This is a genomic window from Pseudarthrobacter sp. O4 (assembly GCF_050157025.1).
GTDB lineage: Bacteria > Actinomycetota > Actinomycetes > Actinomycetales > Micrococcaceae > Arthrobacter.
Genome location: NZ_CP189591.1, coordinates 4,569,409 through 4,585,692, shown reverse-complemented (window position 1 = coordinate 4,585,692; position 16,284 = coordinate 4,569,409). Strand labels below are relative to the sequence as shown.

The following is a 16,284-nucleotide window of genomic DNA, read 5'->3' as shown; positions in this document are numbered from 1 at the left end:
TTGTCTGCTTCCTCCCCCGAAGCGGCGAGAGAATAGATGTAAACGTGACTTCTGCGACCCCATCGATCTTGCGGTCGACCGGATGGCGGGTTCAACGCCACGGATTGCCGGCCACAACCCGGGATTGTGCTCGGCCAGGCGGATCTGGCGGTACTCGTCGAACCCCGGGGGTTGCGGTGATGATCTTGGAGTGCGGGCCTCTCCAGTAGTCCATTCCCTGCCGGCGGGGCTGGTCGGTGCGCATCCACAACAGGATCGAAGAGGCGAACGGTTTCCTGGCGTAAAGACGCGTCATGGCCGTTGCGTTCCTTCCTGGAGCTCTCGGGGTGCCGGTCAGCGCGCGAGGAACTCGACGGCGACGGGGACGAACTTGTCGTGGAACTGGAAGATTCCGCCGTGCCCGGCGTCGGGATAAATGATCAACTCGGACCCTTTGATGCGGCGGTGCAGGTCTTCGGAGAGGATCGACGGGACCATCCGGTCGTTGTCGCCGTTGGCGATCAGGGTGGGCTGGGTGATCGTCGACAGGTCCGCGGGTGCCCCTCGGCCCCACTTCTTGATCGCCGTCAGCTGGGTCTGGAACGCCTTGACCTTGATGGGGGCGTCACGGTCCACCGTGCGCTCCTTGAGGCGTTCGACGAACGCTTTCGCGGCCCGTTGGCCGGTGGCGTTGCGGTTGAAGAACAGGAACTCCTTCGGATCCGACCGGGTCAGGGTGGCACGCAGCATGTCGTAGTAGGTGGTCCCGGCGACCCTGTCTATGTCCTTGCCACCCTTCGGGCCGGTGCCGGTGAGGATCAGCTTGCGGACCGACTCCGGGTGCTTAGCCACAAGGGCCTGGGCGACCATGCCGCCGAGCGAGAACGAGAAGACATCGACCGTGTCGAAACCGAGCGCACGGATGAAGGTGTAGGCGTCATCGGCCATCGCCTCGATGCTGTCGGGGACGGTGCCGGTGGTGGCACCGACGCCGCGGTTGTCGAAGGCGATGACATGTGCTCGTTCGCGATGGCGTCGATGATGCGGGGATCCCAGTTGTCCAGGGTCGCGGCGAGGTGGACGAAGAAAACGACCGGGATCCCGCCCTTGGTTCCCAATTCCCGGTAGGCGTAGCTGACGCCGCCGGCATTGACGGTGCCGGCCGGCGCCGTCGCGTAGGACGTGGCGGGGTCGTTGCTTGTGGGCCTCATGATGATTCTCCTTCTAGGTGGTTGATGATCTAGTGGATGATGGTGGTCGTGAGTGCGGCGGGTCAGGTTTTGCTGATGACAGCTTTGCCCCTGATGCCGCCCTTTTCGAGGGACGCCAGGGCCTGGGGGGCCTGCTCGAACGGGAAGACGCGTCCGACGACAGGGCGGAGCACGCCGTCATCGATGAGGGCGCCGATTTGGCGGAGCTGGTCACCGTCGGCGCGCATGAACAGGAACTCGTAGCTCACGCCGAGCCGGCGGGCTCTCCGGCGGATTTTGCTACTGAGTGCGGTGATCGCCAGCCGCAGTACCGGGTTCAGGCCCATGTCACGAGCGAACTCAGGGTCCGGGGGCCCGGCGATCCCGACCGCTTTGCCGCCACGCTTGAGTACCCGGAGCGACTTCTCGAGGTTCTGCCCACCGAGGCTGTCCAACACGAAGTCGTAATCGTGCAGGATCTCGGCGAAATCCTGGCTGCGGTAGTCGATGACCACATCCGCACCGAGCTCGCGCACGAAGTCCGCGTTGGCGGCACTCACCGTCGTCGCGACGGTCGCGCCGAGGTGCTTGGCGAGCTGGATCGCGATCGACCCGACACCGCCCGCACCAGCATGGATGAGGACCTTCTGACCCGGATGCACGCGGCCGCGTTCCACGAGCGCCTGCCACGCAGTCAACGCCACCAACGGGACAGAGGCCGCCTCCTCAATGCTGATCGATGCGGGCTTGAGGGCGAGGTCCGCCTCGGCGATGGAAATGCGCTCCGCGAACGTCCCGATGCGGTCCTTCGAGGGTCGGGCGTAAACCTCATTACCAGGCTTGAACGCCCGCACCTTCGCGCCGACCTGGATGACGAGGCCAGCGAGGTCGTTGCCGAGGATCAACGGCATCGTGTAGGGCAGGATCTGCTTGAACTCCCCGAGGCGGATCTTCTCATCCAGCATGTTCAACCCTGCAGCCTGAATCTGCACGAGCACATCATGGTCTCCGGCACGATTTCTCCGCCAGCACCCTCATCCGCAGCCCACAGGAAATGGATGATCTCGAAGCGCGGTTCCTCAGCCTGGAGACAGCCGGCCGTGAGCAGCTTGAGCGCGGCAAGTCTCCGCTCAAACTGCTCCGGTTCCTGGACGCCCGGTACGTTGGCCAGAGCTACGAACTGACGGTGCCGTACTCCCCCGACTTCAGGGTGGTCCGTTCGTCCCTGGATTCCTCCCATGCAGAACGGTACGGTTTTGCCGACTCCGACGCCGAGATCGAAATCGTGGCTGTCAGGGTCACCGCCATCGATCCTTCGGCCACCTCAGACAGGCTGTCCGAATATACAGTCGCTGAACACGGGGTCCCGGTCTCCAGCCGCTCCGTGTACTTCTCTGGCAAATGGAGGGATACGCCCATTTACCACCGCTCCCGCTTGGCCCAAGGGCAGGCTGTAACGGGTCCAATCATCATCGAGCAGTTCGACTCGACCATCGTGGTCAACCCCCAACAGGAATGCCGCACGGATCACTTCGGCTTCCTCCACATCTACAAGAAGGAGGCAGCACTGTGACTGTTCAGGAACTGCTGGTCCCCGCCCCAACCCAAACCCTCAACGCCGTCGATCTCGAAATCGCCAGGAACCGGCTCGAATCCATCGCCGAAGAGGTGGGCATGGCGCTGATCCGAACCGCCTACTCCCCCAACATCAAGGACCGCAGGGATTGCTCGGCCGGGCTCTACCGCCCCAACGGCCAGCTCATCGCGCAAGCCGAACACATCCCCCTGCACCTTGGACTCATGCCCACCTTGATCCGACGGGCACTTGAGGAATTCGGCGCCGACAGGCTGCGTCCCGGGGATGTCCTGATCACGAACAACCCGTACTTGGGAGGCTCCCACCTTCCCGACACCTGCGTCATCACTCCAGTGTTCCGCGGTCAAGAGCTGCTCGCCGTGGTCGCGAACATGGCACACCATGTGGACGTGGGCGGCATTACTCCTGGTTCCATGGCGACGCATGCCACCGAGATCTTCCAGGAAGGACTCCGGATTCCCCCGATACGCCTGATCAGCGAGGGCGAAATGTGCGAGGACATCCTGGCACTCATGCTCACCAACGTCCGAACGGCAGACAAAACCCGCGGGGACCTCATGGCTCAGGTATCCGCCAACCGGCTCGGAGCGCGCCGCGTGCTCGAGTTGGTCGAGGACTGGGGATCCGGGCATTTCTCGGCGGCCACGGATGCGCTGATCGAGTACGCCGAACGTCGGACCAGGGCCGCGCTGGCATCTTTGCCCGACGGACGGGGACGGTTTGTGGACTACCTCGAGCACGACGGCGTACGCAAGATACAGATCCCGATCATCGCCACTGTGGAAAAGGTCGGCGACGAACTGCGGGTTGACCTGTCCGAGACGGCAGACCAGGTCCGCGGCGCGATGAATTGCTCCTACGCGGTGGCCGAGGCGTGTGTGGCCTACGTCGTAAAACTCCTGGCGGATCCAACCCTGCCGTCCAACGCGGGCTTGATGGCACCCATTACCGTCACGACCCGTCCCGGTTCCCTGGTCTCGGCCGTTTTCCCGGCACCAGTCGCGAATGGCAACACGCAGACGTCCCAACGAATTGTCGACGTTCTGCTCGGCGCATTCCACGCGTTCGCCCCTGGCATCGTCCCTGCAGCCTCCAGCGGGAGCATGAGCATTCTCACGGTGGGCGGCCAGGATGATGTCACGGGCAGGTACTTCTCCTACGTGGAGACTTACGGCGGAGGCCAGGGAGCCCTTCCCTCCCAGGCAGGTGCGGACGCCACCCACACGCACATGACCAACACCCGGAATACTCCCTGCGAGGTTATCGAACGCGAATATCCGCTGCGCGTCGAACGCTATGCGGTTGCGCGGGGCACCGGCGGGAACGGTCGCCACCGAGGCGGAGACGGTTTGATCCGCGAGCTGACGCTCACCCGTGGGCGTGCCACCGCCGTCGTTGCCACCGCCAGGGTTGCCGAAGGGCCGTGGGGCCTTGAAGGCGGCAGCCCTGGACGCCCCGCAGTGGTGCGGCTGGCCGCGGACGGAGAAGTCCGGGAGCTAGAGGCGATGTCGACGTCGGAGCTCGCCCCGGGCGATAGCCTGTCCATTCAGACCGCAGGCGGAGGTGGATACGAGCCGGCGTTGTAACAAGTTTAATGAAGGTTGCCTGCTGCCTCGGTTTCGAGGCTGATAAGTTCGCGAACCGTTTGGCGACGCCGTATCAGCATGGTCGTGTCGCCGTCGACGAGGACCTCAGGTATCAGCGGGCGGGAATTGTAGTTTGACGACATGCTGGATCCGTAGGCGCCGGTGTCATGGAAAACGGCCAGATCGCCCACCGCGGCTTCTGGCAATTGCATGGTCTGAACGTCACCCGCCTCGGACTGCGTAAAGACGTCGCCTGCCTCGCAGAGCGGCCCAGCGAGTACGACGCCGGTTAGCGGGCCTGAGCGGGTTGATCCGTCAGGAGCAAGGATGGTGACTCGGTGGCGGCTGCGGTACATCACCGGACGGACGAGGTCATTGAAGCCAGCGTTTACCAGAACAAAACGGTTGAGGTCCACCTGCTTAATCGCCCTGACTTCGGAGGCCAACACTCCTGACTCCGCCACCAGGAATCGACCCGGTGCAATTTCCAGCCTGACGCTGTGGCCTAGGAAATCACTGATTTGTCGCCTCGGAATTTTTCAAGCTGAACGGTACCAACGGGAGTTAGGCGGCTAACTGTTCGGTGATTTCCTTGGGTTGGTTGATCCACGCTGGTCCTGGGAGCGCGAGGATTTTGGGGTCGATGGTGGTGGTGAAGCGTTCGGGGTGTTTCCCGCGGGCTGCCGCTAGTGTTGCCGAGCGTTCTTTGGCGATGCCCGTGGCGTGGCCGTAATGGACGTTCGCGGGGGTGTGGAAGCCGATTCCGGAATGCTGGTGGTGATGGTTGTACCAGTCCACGAAACCGCTGATAAAGCCTCGGGCGTCGTGGACTGAGGCGAAGCGTTCGGGGAATTCCGGACCGTATTTCAGGGTCTTGAACAGCGACTCACTGTACGGATTATCATTCGACACGCGAGGCCTGGAGTGGGACCTGGTGACCTCCAGGTCCGAGAGCAGCGCGGCCACGGTTTTGGACGTCATGGACGTTCCCCGGTCCGCGTGCACGACCTGAGGGATGCCGTGGATCCCGAAGATTCCCTTCATCATTTCCACGGCCAGCACCCCGGATTCGGTGGCGTGGACATGAGCGCCGACGATGAACCTGGAATGGATATCAACCATCATGTAGCAGTCAAAATACTTCCCCCTTACCGGGCCGGCGAGTTTCGTGATATCCCAGGTGAACACCTGCCCCGGGGCCGTGGCCACCAGTTCAGGAACGGCCCGCGGCGGGTGTTTGGCCAGCCGGCGGCGCTCCTTGACCTGCTTGTTGTCCTCCAGCACCCGGTAGAAAGTCGACAAGGACCCCAGATAGATTCCCTGGTCCAGCAGCTTCGTATAGACCTGCATCGGTGCCAGGTCCACGAACTCCGGTGAGTTCAGCGCGACCAGGATCCCGGCCCTCTCGGCGGCGCTGAGCTTGTTCTTCGGCACCACCGCCAGCTGGTCCCGCGGCGGGACCGGTTTGCGGTTCGCAGTCGTCCGGGAAACACCCGTCAAGGATGCCGCCCGGCGTGAGGGGATCTTCAGTTCCAGCATTGACCGGTAGGTGGCCATCAGCGTTTCTTGGACCGGGGCCCGTCCGGCATATCCTCTGAGGCGCTCTCTAAGAACGCCTGTAGTTTTCCCATCAGATCCAGGGCTGCCTCGGTCTTCTTCAACCGGCTCTCACTCACCTCTAACTGGCGGCGCAAACGCGCGTTCTCGGCCTGGTCCGCCGAGAGCTTCCCGATCGATTCCCCGGCCTTCTTCCCGGCCAGGACGCCAGCATCCCGCAGCCGCCGCCACTCGGTCATCTGCGAGGAATACAGCCCCTCCCGGCGCAGGAACGCGCCGCCCTCACTGTTCTCGCAAGCGCTCTCGTACGAGGCCAAAAACTCGAGCTTCTGGACCGGCGTGAATGACCGGCGCGGCCGCGGCCCACCGGCTCGCGGCCCGGAACTATTACTACTACTACTCACAGAACTATCTTCGCGTACCGCACTCAAAACTGGACTGGACATGATTACTGGATTCCTGGCTCTCGCCCCACGCGATTAAACGGACTTGCTATGAGCCCCTGGTACCGTTCCAGCCTGACACGTAGGGCCTGGCCGTGTCCCAAACTTTGAAGTAACGCTCGGTGTCCACAGTGGGGTCGTCCGAAGCGTAGGGAATGGAGAGGCCGCCTCCGGCCGATATTGCCTCAAGGTCACGGCCGTGCCGCTTGACCTGTTGAACCATGGCCTCGCATACCGTTCCAGGTGGGCGTAGTCCACGCCTGAGCCGATGTGCATATGGAAGCCAACAAGCTTCAACCCATGACGGTCTACCAGGCCCAGGCATTCTGCGAGATGCTCGTGCCAGATGCCGTGCTTGCTGTGTTCGCCCCCTGTGTTCGTCTTGCGGCTATGGCCATGTCCGAATCCGGGGTTAATCCTGAGCCACACAGGGTGTCCGGGCGAGACCCTCCCTAGCTGCTCCAGCATTTGCGGTGAACCGGCATTGACCGGTATCTGTCGCTCAGCCACCAGCTGCAATGCTTCGCGGTCCAGCAGGTCTGCTGTAAAGACAATCTGTTCCTCAGCCGTGCCAGGCGCGTATCCGGCGGCCAACGCCCGAAGGACCTCGCCAGCAGACACGGCATCCACCAACACACCCAGTTCGCGCATGAGGCGAAGGATGTGGACCTTCGATGCTGCCTTTTGTGCGTACCGGATCACGTCGAAGTGTCTGAGACGATCCACTTGGGCCCGGATGGTGGCGGCATCATAGATCCACACCGGCGTCCCAACGCGATCTGCGATACCAACCACACGCGTTCCGGAAAGGCTGCCTGGAAACGGTTTGCCCGGGAGCATACAAACCGGGTATCAGTACAGTTGGTCTGCCGCGATGCCCTGACGGCTGGGCTCAGGATTCCAGCAGAACGGGCAATCCAGCGAAAACTCTCCACCGGTGCAACCTATCCATGTGCGCCGGTCCGCGGCTTCCTGCTTCAGGGCGGGATGTGCGTCGTAGTGCAGACGCTGCTGGGTGTTCCTTGGGGCTGTCAGCTTCTTCATGGCTGCGGTTTCCTGGTCTTAGTGGCTTTGGACAAGTCTTGTCCCTGAGCCCGGCCTCTGTCGGGTGATGTGGTATCGGCTGGGTGCCGGTACTGCTTTCTTGGATTCCCTCTGGCGTGCCTTCCGCCTCTGGTTCTATTTTAGATATGTGATCACAAATCACGCAATAGATGGGCGGAAGATTTTTGGAACAAGTTCAGCTGTGGGCATGACCACCGACACCCTCAATGGGAGCAAAACCACACGACTCGCCATAGGATCGTTCCCATGATAGGAAAAAAAGTTGAAGCTGCTCAACAACAGGAGATCAAGAAGGCCTTGCTGGGACCGCAGTCCGGGTCATCCCCTGCCTTTTCGATCACGCCCACCCTTGTGGCAGATCAGGTCTACGAGGCCCTGCGCACTGCCATTCTCACCGGCGAATTGGCCGGGGGCTCCCCCCTAAGGGTCCGGGACGTTGCAGAATTGGTTGGCACGAGCGTGATGCCCGTCCGGGAGGCCATCCGCCGGCTTGAAGAGACCGGGCTTGCTACACGCGTGGCCGCCCACCGGGGCGCAGTGGTTCGTGAATTTACCGTCGGTGAACTGATCCATATCTACGAAGTACGGGCCACATTGGAAACTGAGGCCGCCCGGCGCGGCGCCGCCAACGTCTCTGACGCTGACTTGGCGCGCATGGAAGCAGCCTGCGCCCGTATGCAAAAAGCAGTCAAAGAACGCCGCGTGTGGGACGCCCTGGACGACGACGAAGACCTGCTGCGCACGTTGTATTCCGCAGGCGGCAACCCGGTGCTGTTGCAGGTCATAGAGAACCTCTGGCTTCAGTGCCGGCCGTACAAAGTCATAGGTGCCACAGAAGCAATCGAGCACGACGACGACAGCCTCTGGACCCCGCAACCCGCCATCCTGGAAGCCGCCCGGGCAAGGGATGCCAAGGAAGCCACCAAGCTGACCAAGCAATCCCTGGCCAGCGCGCGCCAGCGCCTCGAGAAGCGCCTCGTTCCCCACTAGGCATTAGTCCCCCGGAGCGATCTCGTCAGGATTGGTCTTTTGGAGGACACTCAAGGTGATGTCACCATCAATAAACGTAGAGGACCTTCCCCTCAACCGTTTCCATAAACGGCTGGCCGTCTATTCAGCCGGCGGTCCCTTTCTTGATGGCTACGTCCTGAGCATCATCGGAATTGCACTGGTTCAAGCGGCTCCACAACTGGAGCTGACGCTCTACTGGGAAGGCCTCATCGGCGCCTCCGCGCTCGTAGGAATCTTCATTGGCGGATTCCTCGGCGGATGGCTGACCGATAAGTTCGGACGACAAACCCTCTACACGCTCGACCTCGCCGCGATCGTCCTGTGCTCGGCTCTTCAGTTTTGGGTTCAGGAAGCTATCTGGCTGTTCGTGCTCCGGCTCCTGATTGGCATCGCGGTGGGCGCCGATTATCCGATCGCAACCTCGCTGCTGGTGGAGTTCACTCCAAGAAAATACAGGGGACCACTGGTGGGTGGCCTGATCGTCATGTGGTTTGTGGGCGCTGCAGCTGCCTACATCGTAGGCGAGTTGCTTCTGCAGGCGGGACCTGATGGGTGGCGATGGATGCTGGCAAGCGCCACCCTGCCAGCCGTGGTTTTCCTCATCCTCCGGCATGGCACTCCGGAGTCTCCCCGATGGCTGGCTAATAAGGGCCGTTTGAAGGAAGCGAAAGCCGTCGTGGCCAAGGTCTTCGGTGAAGGCGTGAGACTGGAAAGCTTCGGCGCGGTCCCGGGCGAGCACGTGAATGCCAGCGTCCTGTTCCGGTCCGGGTACGGTGGGCGTATCTTCTTCATTTCCGTTTTCTGGACCTGTTCCATCATTCCGCTGTTCGCGATCTACGCCTTCGCCCCCAGGATCCTCGACGCGCTCGGACTTGGCGCATCCATGGCCAACGTCGGATCCGCGTTCATCACGATCCTCTTCCTGCTGGGGACGTTGGTGTTCGTCCTGCTGATCAACCGCCTCGGCCGCAGAAAGGTGATCCTCCACAGCTTCCTGTGGTCCGGCCTTGCCCTTCTGGGACTGGGCCACTTTCCCCAGTCATCCCCCATCGTGACTATGATCCTCTTCGCCGCGTACGCGCTCCTCATCGGCGGAACCCAGATCCTGCAATGGGTCTACCCCAACGAACTCTTCCCCACTGAGATACGCGGCACCGCCGTTGGACTCGCATCCTCCCTGAGCCGGATTGGCGCAGCGGCAGGAACATACCTCGTTCCACTCTCCCTGACCGAACTGGGCATCGGCCCAACCATGCTAATCGCCGCCGGCGTCACATTGGTTGGGTTCCTTGTCAGCCTGCGCATGGCACCGGAAACCCGGGGACTTGGGCTGCATGAAGCGTCCTCCTGCAGGGAAGGCGATCCCCGCACCCGCCTTGAGAAGGTCGCCATATCCGGGGAGCGCTGCCGACTATTTCCGCACGAATCCTGAGGATCCACTCGGACCCGCCCACAATCTTGGCCCCAGGCTGTTCCATGCGAGAATTCTTTCAAGCCCGACCGCGGAGCAGGACGGGCAGCACCGCTACGCCGCGGAGGGGACCTCAGCTTGACGGAACGTCCGGTTATCGGCGTCATGTCGAGGTGGTTGGAAGAAGTGCTCGATTGTCAGACTTCTTGCTGGGTTGCGACGGGAATGGCTGGTAATGCCAACGCCGCCACGGGTGGACCCGTCGGGGTCGGGGGTTCTCAGCGGGCCTCAAGATTCGAGCGGCAACAATGGAATGAAACTTCGGTCAACTGCTATTTGACCGGAGTTTCGCCAATTCTTGATGTGGGCCAGCCCGCTGCTTTTGTGTAGCCCTCGGCTGGCGGGTGTTTACGGCGATGGTTGGTTGGCAATCGTGCCTGGCGGCGGAACCGCGCCGGCCTCGTCCTGGATGTCATAGACGGCGCGGGAACAGTCAGTGACGTGGTCGATGTTCTCAAGCGTGATGTTGATGGCCGCGGACCGGTTTCTGAGGATCTGGATGAGCTCTGGTTTCCGGCCAGGTAACTCCAGCCATGAATGAGCGGAATGACTCGACTGCGTGTAGGCGCGGATTAGCGCTTGATCCGGGATGCGCAGGCCGAAAGTCAGTTCTAAGTCGCCGGGCGGGTCGATAGCCGGAATCAAACAACTTCCGAATAGTCTGAGTCGTTCCACGTACAGCGGCTTGCCCGCGTCGGCGTTGTATTCCCGAGCCCGTTCCACCATCCCTGCCACCAGACGCTGGGCCGTCCTGCCTTCAATCGGCCTCCCAAAGCTGGCCATGATGACGGGCCTAAGCTTTGCTCGAAGCTCGAGGCCTCAACCCGTGGCGCCGTTCGGGGTTTCTATAAGCAATACACTGAGTCCGTGCCGCTACTAGGGTATCTCCCAGGCCACCCTCCGGATACAGGGCATCCGCGAGGCCGCCGTTGCAGTCAATCCAGGAGTCATCGTCCCTATGCCACGGCGGACCCATCGCCCATCCTGAGGACGCGGCCCATGTCCTCAGGACCACAACAGGCATTGCCGGGTTCTTTGGTGCGTGATCCATGGAACGACTGCCAGCAGAGCAGGCAATTACCGCACGCGGACCTGACTTCGCCGGGATCACGCTCAACACGTAGGAGCGTTCAGCACCGACGAGGGAACTTTCCAAGAACCCTGATCCTCCGGGATGCCAGCATTGCGTCGATCCCTCTTCACGGTGACGGCCGCTACCGCGTCATCGTACAGCCCGTCAACATCCGCGACTGGGTGATCCTTATCTGACAGCGGCAACAGAGAGGCTCAGGATCGTCGCAGAACCGCCATCGGCGTATACCGAAGTCGCCAGGTTTCCTGGGCCGGGGAATACCAGATCGGTCAGGACCGCCTTGCCGTCATGGGCGAAAACCCTCCACCGAGCAGTGGTCAATGACCATGCGCAGCTTGATGACTCCGTTCTCAAGGTCCACTGCGGGCGACTCGATGGAGGGGAACTCCTTGTGGAAGTCGGTGTTTCCGGAGTTTCTGCAGTCCAGCTTCTTCCGTGAGCTGGTGAGCGAGTAGCGTCAGTCGTAGGGTCGAAAAAGACACGCGGTGCAAGCCGGCCAAAGTCATGTCGCCGATGTCAAGGTAGGGTGTTAGCGGCCATGAAAAACTGCCCATAGGCGGCCACGGAACTGCCCACTGACTTGAATTCCAGGGGTCGTTGCAACACCCGTGCTTAGCTGGCTATCAGTAAATCACGTAGACGCTCGGCTGGGGTGTCCCAGTCGAGTGTTTTGCGTGGTCGGGCGTTGAGTTCCTGGGCGACGTGCTCGAGGTCCTCCGGCCCGTAGGCGTTCAGGTCGGTGCCTTTCGGGAAGTACTGGCGCAGCAGCCCGTTCGTGTTCTCGTTGGATCCGCGTTGCCAGGGACTGGCGGGGTCGCAGAAGTAGACGTCCATGTCGGTGGCGATGCTGAAGGCCTTGTGCTTGGCCATTTCGGCGCCTTGGTCCCAGGTCAGGGATCCGCGCAGGTGCGCCGGCAGGGTGGACATAGTCTTGATCAGCCCGTCGCGGACCGATTCGGCGGTATGGTCCACCGGCAGGTGCACCAACATCACGTAGCGCGTGGTGCGTTCCACCAGCGTTGCGATCGCCGACTGGTTGTAAGCTCCGGTCACTAAATCCCCCTCCCAATGGCCGGGGACGGCGCGGTCTTCGACCTCTGGGGGGCGTTCGGAAATGTTGATCATCGGGTCCCGGAAACGGCTGGTGCGTTCTTCGGGATTCCTGTGCTGCTTGCGGCGTGTCCGCCCGCTGCGCAGGGCCTCTTTGACCTCGCGCTTGAGTCCACCGCGGGCCTGAAAGTAGAGGGCCTGGTAGATCGTTTCGTGGCTCACGCGCATCTGCTCGTCATCGGGGAATTCCTTGATCAGCAGCTTCGAAATCTGTTGCGGGGACCAGCGTGTGAGGAGCTTGGTCTTCACGTAGTCGTGCAGTTCCCCGGATTCTGCCAGCTTACTGTCCTTGGGCCGTGCGCGGGCCGCGGTGGCAGCCCGGTGAGCACCGTAGGGCCGGTAACCCAGCACCGGGTGGCTGTTGCGCTTGATCTCCCGGCTGATGGTGCCCACGGACCGGCCCAGTGCCCTGCCGATCGCCTGCATTGAGGTTCCGTGGGATCGCAGGTCCGCGATCCTCTCCCGCTCTGACAGGGACAGGTAGCGGGCGCTGACGGACTGCTCCAGAGCTTCCAACGCCACCACAGCGGGTACTGGCGCCGTCACTGAGGCTGGCAGCTCCGGCGCCGCTGCAGGAGCCGAAGGTTCCGCGAATGTAGTTCTCACTTCCTGTATATACGGCAGATCCACGGCATGGCCTTCGGCCGCGGCCGTGTCCTTTGCAGCCTGTTGCCGGTCCCACACGTAGGAGCTCTGTTTGCTGGCACCAACGGCGAGGGCGGCGTCCCTCCGGCCGGCTCCTTCTTGGCGCAGGCGCAGGTAGTGAATCTGTTTCGCCGATGGGCGTCGCAGACAGGTTGAGGCCAGGCCGGCATCGATCGCCCAGTTCGAGCAGGTGGAGCGGTTCAGGCCCAGCTGCTCCGCTGCCGCCCTGACGCTTCCGATTTCGCGCAGCACGCTCAGGAACCCCTCAATCACCGCCGGTGAATAGCGTTGCGGCGGATCAGTCTTCACAATTCTCGTCGCCCGTGGTTTTCTCCCAGCAGGATTGACCCTGCCGGCCCAGTTGTGCGCGGTGCCGATATTCAGCCCCAGTTCCCAGGCTGTCGACACGATGCTGCCGGTCCGATCAAGGGCGGCATGGAACTGTTCCTTGTCGGCTTGGGTGTACTGGCGCTTGCGCCTGATCCCGGCAGCGTTCGCCCACTTCTGGCAGGTGCTCCTGTTGATGCCGAGTTCCTTGGCCGCCGCGGCGACAGTTCCCAGGCGCGCCACGGCTGCCAGGAAATCCTGTCGTTGGGCACGGGTATGGGACTGCTGCGGACGCTTCACGGCAGCCCCAGCCAAAGGCGCGGATTTCTCCGTTGAAGAAGATTTTTTCTTTAAGGAAGAACTATTTTTTGATGGTGATTCCATGGGTGTTGCAACTCCCGATTATTCGGGGGTGTTGCAACGATCGCTAGAACTCGCCTGACGGCCAGCAAAACTGCCCGCCGGCGGCCATGAGATCTGCCCACTTCCTTACTGACCCTGCTGCTTAAGCGGCGGGAGCCTCTTCCCGGGGTTTGATGACGGTGTCTAGTCGCACCAAAGTCGCCCGGGAAGAGGCCCTAATGAAGTTTGACGGAGAATCATGGAAATACTTGCTGCGTACGATCTGACCGGATCGTTGCGTGCTGCCGCGGAACTCACCGGTTGTTCGCACCACACCGTTGGCCGGCACGTCGCTGCCCGGGACGCCGGCCAGCCGATCGCCGAGCCGGCCTACCGGGGCCGGGTCACCGATGCGTTCCTGCCCAAGATTGAGGAATGGATTGAGGCCTCCAAGGGCAAGATCCGCGCCGACAAAGCCCACGAGAAACTCCGGGCCCTCGGCTATGCGGGCTCGGAACGCTCGACCCGCCGGGCCGTCGCCCAGGTGCGCGCCGCCTGGCGTCTCGGCCATGACCGGGTGCACCGGCCGTGGATCACGGAACCGGGCATGTGGCTTCAGTACGACTTCGGCGACGGCCCCGTGATCGACGGGAAGAAGACCGTGCTGTTCGTGGCCTGGCTGGCATGGTCCCGCTTCAGGATCGTCATCGCGCTGCGGGACCGGACGGCGCCAAGTGTGTTCGCGGCGCTGGACCGCACCTTCCGGGTCCTGGGCGGCGCCCCGACCTATGTCCTGACGGATAACGAGAAGACCGTGACGGTTTCCCATGTCGCCGGGGTCCCGGTGCGCAACCAGCAGACGGTCGACTTCGCCCGCCACTACGGCGTGACGGTGTTGACCTGTCAGCCGGCGGATCCGGCGTCCAAGGGCGGCGTGGAGTCCTCGGTGAAGCTCGCCAAGGCCGACATCGTGCCCAAGGACACCAACCTGCGTGCCGAATACGCTTCCTTCGCCCAGATCGAAGCGGCCTGCCAGGCGTTCATGGACGAGGTCAACCACCGGGAGCACCGGGCCATCCGCCGGAAACCCGCGGTGATGCTGGCCGAGGAGGCACCGCGCTTGCATCGGATCCCGGATACCGCGCACACGGTTGCGTTCGGGCTCTCCCGCAGCGTCCCGGAGAACACGCCGGTGGTCACGTTCGAAAACGGCCAGTACTCCGTCCCGGCACATTTGCTCGGCGCGCGGGTATTCGTCCGATCCCACGGCGCCGGACCCGACGAGCAGGTCATCGTGGTCCACCACGGCAGCCAGGGCCCGGTGGAAGTCGCCCGGCACCTGCGCGCCCGGCCCGGCAGCCCGGCGATCAACGACGCCCACTTCCCTGACCACCGGCCCAAGATCCCGGGTGACTACACGGCGAAAGCCAGGACGGCCGCGGAGGCGGAGTTCCTCGCAATCGGGGACGGCGCCCGCACCTGGCTGCTCGAGGCCGCAGCGGCGGGAACGGCGCGGATGAACGTGAAGATGGCCGAAGCCGTCGCCCTGGCCAAGATCGCAGGGCAGGCAGAAGTCGATCACGCGTTGGGAACTGCAGCCATCCATGGCCGCTTCGCGAACAAGGACCTGGCCTCGATCCTGAACGCCGCCCCCACCCGCACCGCCACCCATGCCGCAGGGGAAACCCGGTCCCTGACCCAAGGCACCGCCGGGTGGGCGGCCATCGGCCGCCCACCCGTTACGGCCAGTTCCGTCGGCACGCTGGAGGAAAGCGCATGAGCCCGGTCCCGGCCGGCGCACCCGTACTGCCGGCGGAGCTCGAGGCATTGATGCGGCAGCTGAAGATGCCCCATGCACGGGCGCTGGCGCCGGAACTCATCGCGACCGCCCGAGCCCAGCGCTGGGAACCGGCCGAGGTCATCAAAGCCCTCTTCGTCGAGGAAGTCACCGGCCGGTCCCGGTCCATGCTCGCCACCAGACGCAAGGCCGCGGGCTTCCCGACCGGGAAGACCTTCGACACCTGGGACCCGGCCGCCTCCTCGATCCCCACACCGACTCAGCAGGCGCTGCGGACGCTGGAATGGATCGGGCGGAAGGAGAACGTCGTGATCTGCGGCCCCTCCGGCACGGGCAAGACGTTCTTCCTTGAGGCTCTCGGCCAGCAGGCCGTCGAGGCCGGCATGCGGGTGGCATGGTTCCGCCTTGAAGATCTCGGCGCGCTGATGCGCGCGCACCGCTCCGATGACAGCGTCACCAAAGTGGTCGCCAGGATCCTGCGCGCGGATTTGATTGTGGTCGATGATATCGGGCTGTTGCCGGTCGGAACGGACGCGGCCGAGGGCCTCTATCGCCTCGTCGACGCCGCCTATGAGAAACGGTCCATCGCGGTTTCCTCAAATTTGCATCCCGCCGGCTTTGACGAGCTCATGCCCAAAACCCTCGCCACGGCGACCGTCGACCGGCTGCTGCACCACGCGCACGTCTGCCAAACCTCAGGGGAATCGATCCGCCTCAGCCAGGCCCTGGCCGGAAAAGGAGTCACGCCAATGAGCTAAACAAGTCCCGAACATGGCCAACGCCGCCGACTACCCGGTGGGCAGATCTCATGGCCATGAGCGGGCAGTTTTCATGGCCACCAGCGGGCATTTCTGCTGGCCGCCCGTGGGCACAAACTATTGGCCATTGACAGTAGGGCGGGGGTGCCAAGCCGGAACGTGTTGGTTGGAAACTGCCCCTTGCCCTGTTTCTGGTCTTCGACGTTTTGGCTGCTGTCCTGATCTCGTTACCGAACGAAGTTCCGCGCGGCCGTTGTAGGGTCGTGGCTACCCAGGGGATCCCGCCAAGCGCCGGTATACGACCTCCGACGG

General features: G+C 62.9%; 14 protein-coding genes and 2 pseudogenes. 6 read left to right on the top strand and 10 right to left on the bottom strand.

Annotated features, from left to right (window positions below; genetic code table 11):
* Positions 1 to 333 precede the first annotated feature (333 nt).
* Positions 334 to 1,190: pseudogene (locus ACQCSU_RS21185) on the bottom strand (alpha/beta fold hydrolase).
* 62 nt (positions 1,191 to 1,252) lie between these two features.
* Positions 1,253 to 2,179, bottom strand: a pseudogene (locus tag ACQCSU_RS21180) (NADP-dependent oxidoreductase); the annotation flags it as partial.
* 44 nt (positions 2,180 to 2,223) lie between these two features.
* Here ACQCSU_RS21180 and ACQCSU_RS21175 point away from each other — a divergent pair.
* Positions 2,224 to 2,742: a hypothetical protein gene (locus tag ACQCSU_RS21175; RefSeq protein ID WP_426977349.1), complete on the top strand. Its 519-nt coding sequence runs from the start codon at positions 2,224 to 2,226 to the stop codon at positions 2,740 to 2,742.
* Positions 2,739 to 4,352, top strand: coding sequence for a hydantoinase B/oxoprolinase family protein (locus tag ACQCSU_RS21170; RefSeq protein WP_426977347.1), 1,614 nt, complete (start codon positions 2,739 to 2,741; stop codon positions 4,350 to 4,352). The genes ACQCSU_RS21175 and ACQCSU_RS21170 overlap by 4 nt, the downstream gene beginning before the upstream one ends.
* 5 nt (positions 4,353 to 4,357) lie before the next feature.
* Here the strand turns inward: ACQCSU_RS21170 and ACQCSU_RS21165 are convergent, their stop codons facing one another.
* From ACQCSU_RS21165 to ACQCSU_RS21150, 4 genes are all read right to left on the bottom strand, one after another.
* A complete protein-coding gene (locus tag ACQCSU_RS21165; RefSeq protein WP_426977345.1) occupies positions 4,358 to 4,798 on the bottom strand; it encodes a diaminopimelate decarboxylase family protein in 441 nt (146 codons plus the stop codon).
* Positions 4,799 to 4,916: 118 nt separating this feature from the next.
* A protein-coding gene (locus tag ACQCSU_RS21160) for an IS3 family transposase (protein ID WP_426977343.1) occupies positions 4,917 to 6,355 on the bottom strand; the annotation gives its coding sequence in 2 pieces (ribosomal slippage) (positions 4,917 to 5,983 and positions 5,983 to 6,355; 1,440 coding nt in all).
* Positions 6,356 to 6,388: 33 nt separating this feature from the next.
* On the bottom strand, positions 6,389 to 7,003 hold the full coding sequence (locus ACQCSU_RS21155) for a hypothetical protein (RefSeq protein WP_426979890.1): 615 nt from the start codon (positions 7,001 to 7,003) through the stop codon (positions 6,389 to 6,391).
* 201 nt (positions 7,004 to 7,204) lie between these two features.
* Positions 7,205 to 7,396, bottom strand: a complete 192-nt coding sequence (locus ACQCSU_RS21150) for a hypothetical protein (RefSeq protein WP_426977342.1) — start codon at positions 7,394 to 7,396, stop codon at positions 7,205 to 7,207.
* A gap of 267 nt (positions 7,397 to 7,663) precedes the next feature.
* Here ACQCSU_RS21150 and ACQCSU_RS21145 point away from each other — a divergent pair, with 267 nt between their 5' ends.
* Positions 7,664 to 8,407, top strand: a complete 744-nt coding sequence (locus ACQCSU_RS21145; protein ID WP_426977340.1) for a GntR family transcriptional regulator — start codon at positions 7,664 to 7,666, stop codon at positions 8,405 to 8,407.
* A 58-nt stretch (positions 8,408 to 8,465) separates the two neighbouring features.
* On the top strand, positions 8,466 to 9,860 hold the full coding sequence (locus ACQCSU_RS21140) for an MFS transporter (RefSeq protein ID WP_426977338.1): 1,395 nt from the start codon (positions 8,466 to 8,468) through the stop codon (positions 9,858 to 9,860).
* A gap of 387 nt (positions 9,861 to 10,247) precedes the next feature.
* Here the strand turns inward: ACQCSU_RS21140 and ACQCSU_RS21135 are convergent, their stop codons facing one another.
* The 4 genes from ACQCSU_RS21135 to ACQCSU_RS21120 form a co-directional block, all read right to left on the bottom strand.
* Positions 10,248 to 10,682: a hypothetical protein gene (locus ACQCSU_RS21135; protein WP_426977337.1), complete on the bottom strand. Its 435-nt coding sequence runs from the start codon at positions 10,680 to 10,682 to the stop codon at positions 10,248 to 10,250.
* Between the two features lie 478 nt (positions 10,683 to 11,160).
* On the bottom strand, positions 11,161 to 11,313 hold the full coding sequence (locus ACQCSU_RS21130) for a GH32 C-terminal domain-containing protein (protein WP_426977336.1): 153 nt from the start codon (positions 11,311 to 11,313) through the stop codon (positions 11,161 to 11,163).
* Positions 11,279 to 11,419 (bottom strand): GH32 C-terminal domain-containing protein, encoded by a 141-nt coding sequence (locus tag ACQCSU_RS21125; protein WP_426979889.1) that lies wholly within the window; start codon positions 11,417 to 11,419, stop codon positions 11,279 to 11,281. The genes ACQCSU_RS21130 and ACQCSU_RS21125 overlap by 35 nt, the downstream gene beginning before the upstream one ends.
* Before the next feature lie 185 nt (positions 11,420 to 11,604).
* Entirely contained in the window at positions 11,605 to 12,855 is a 1,251-nt protein-coding gene (locus ACQCSU_RS21120; RefSeq protein WP_426979888.1) for an IS30 family transposase, read from the bottom strand.
* An 820-nt stretch (positions 12,856 to 13,675) separates the two neighbouring features.
* On the opposite strand from ACQCSU_RS21120, the gene istA reads away from it, so the two are divergent.
* Positions 13,676 to 15,196 (top strand): IS21 family transposase, encoded by a 1,521-nt coding sequence (gene istA, locus ACQCSU_RS21115; RefSeq protein WP_426977335.1) that lies wholly within the window; start codon positions 13,676 to 13,678, stop codon positions 15,194 to 15,196.
* Positions 15,193 to 15,972, top strand: a complete 780-nt coding sequence (gene istB / locus ACQCSU_RS21110) for an IS21-like element helper ATPase IstB (protein WP_426977334.1) — start codon at positions 15,193 to 15,195, stop codon at positions 15,970 to 15,972. The genes istA and istB overlap by 4 nt, the downstream gene beginning before the upstream one ends.
* The last annotated feature ends 312 nt before the right edge of the window (positions 15,973 to 16,284 follow it).

Coding starts and splice junctions, on each gene's coding strand:
- ACQCSU_RS21140 (WP_426977338.1), top strand. CDS start 8,466: ATGTCACCATCAATAAACGTAGAGGACCTTCCCCTCAACCGTTTCCAT.
- ACQCSU_RS21135 (WP_426977337.1), bottom strand. CDS start 10,682: ATGGCCAGCTTTGGGAGGCCGATTGAAGGCAGGACGGCCCAGCGTCTG.
- ACQCSU_RS21155 (WP_426979890.1), bottom strand. CDS start 7,003: ATGCGCGAACTGGGTGTGTTGGTGGATGCCGTGTCTGCTGGCGAGGTC.
- istB (WP_426977334.1), top strand. CDS start 15,193: ATGAGCCCGGTCCCGGCCGGCGCACCCGTACTGCCGGCGGAGCTCGAG.
- ACQCSU_RS21175 (WP_426977349.1), top strand. CDS start 2,224: ATGGATGATCTCGAAGCGCGGTTCCTCAGCCTGGAGACAGCCGGCCGT.
- ACQCSU_RS21145 (WP_426977340.1), top strand. CDS start 7,664: ATGATAGGAAAAAAAGTTGAAGCTGCTCAACAACAGGAGATCAAGAAG.
- ACQCSU_RS21150 (WP_426977342.1), bottom strand. CDS start 7,396: ATGAAGAAGCTGACAGCCCCAAGGAACACCCAGCAGCGTCTGCACTAC.
- istA (WP_426977335.1), top strand. CDS start 13,676: ATGGAAATACTTGCTGCGTACGATCTGACCGGATCGTTGCGTGCTGCC.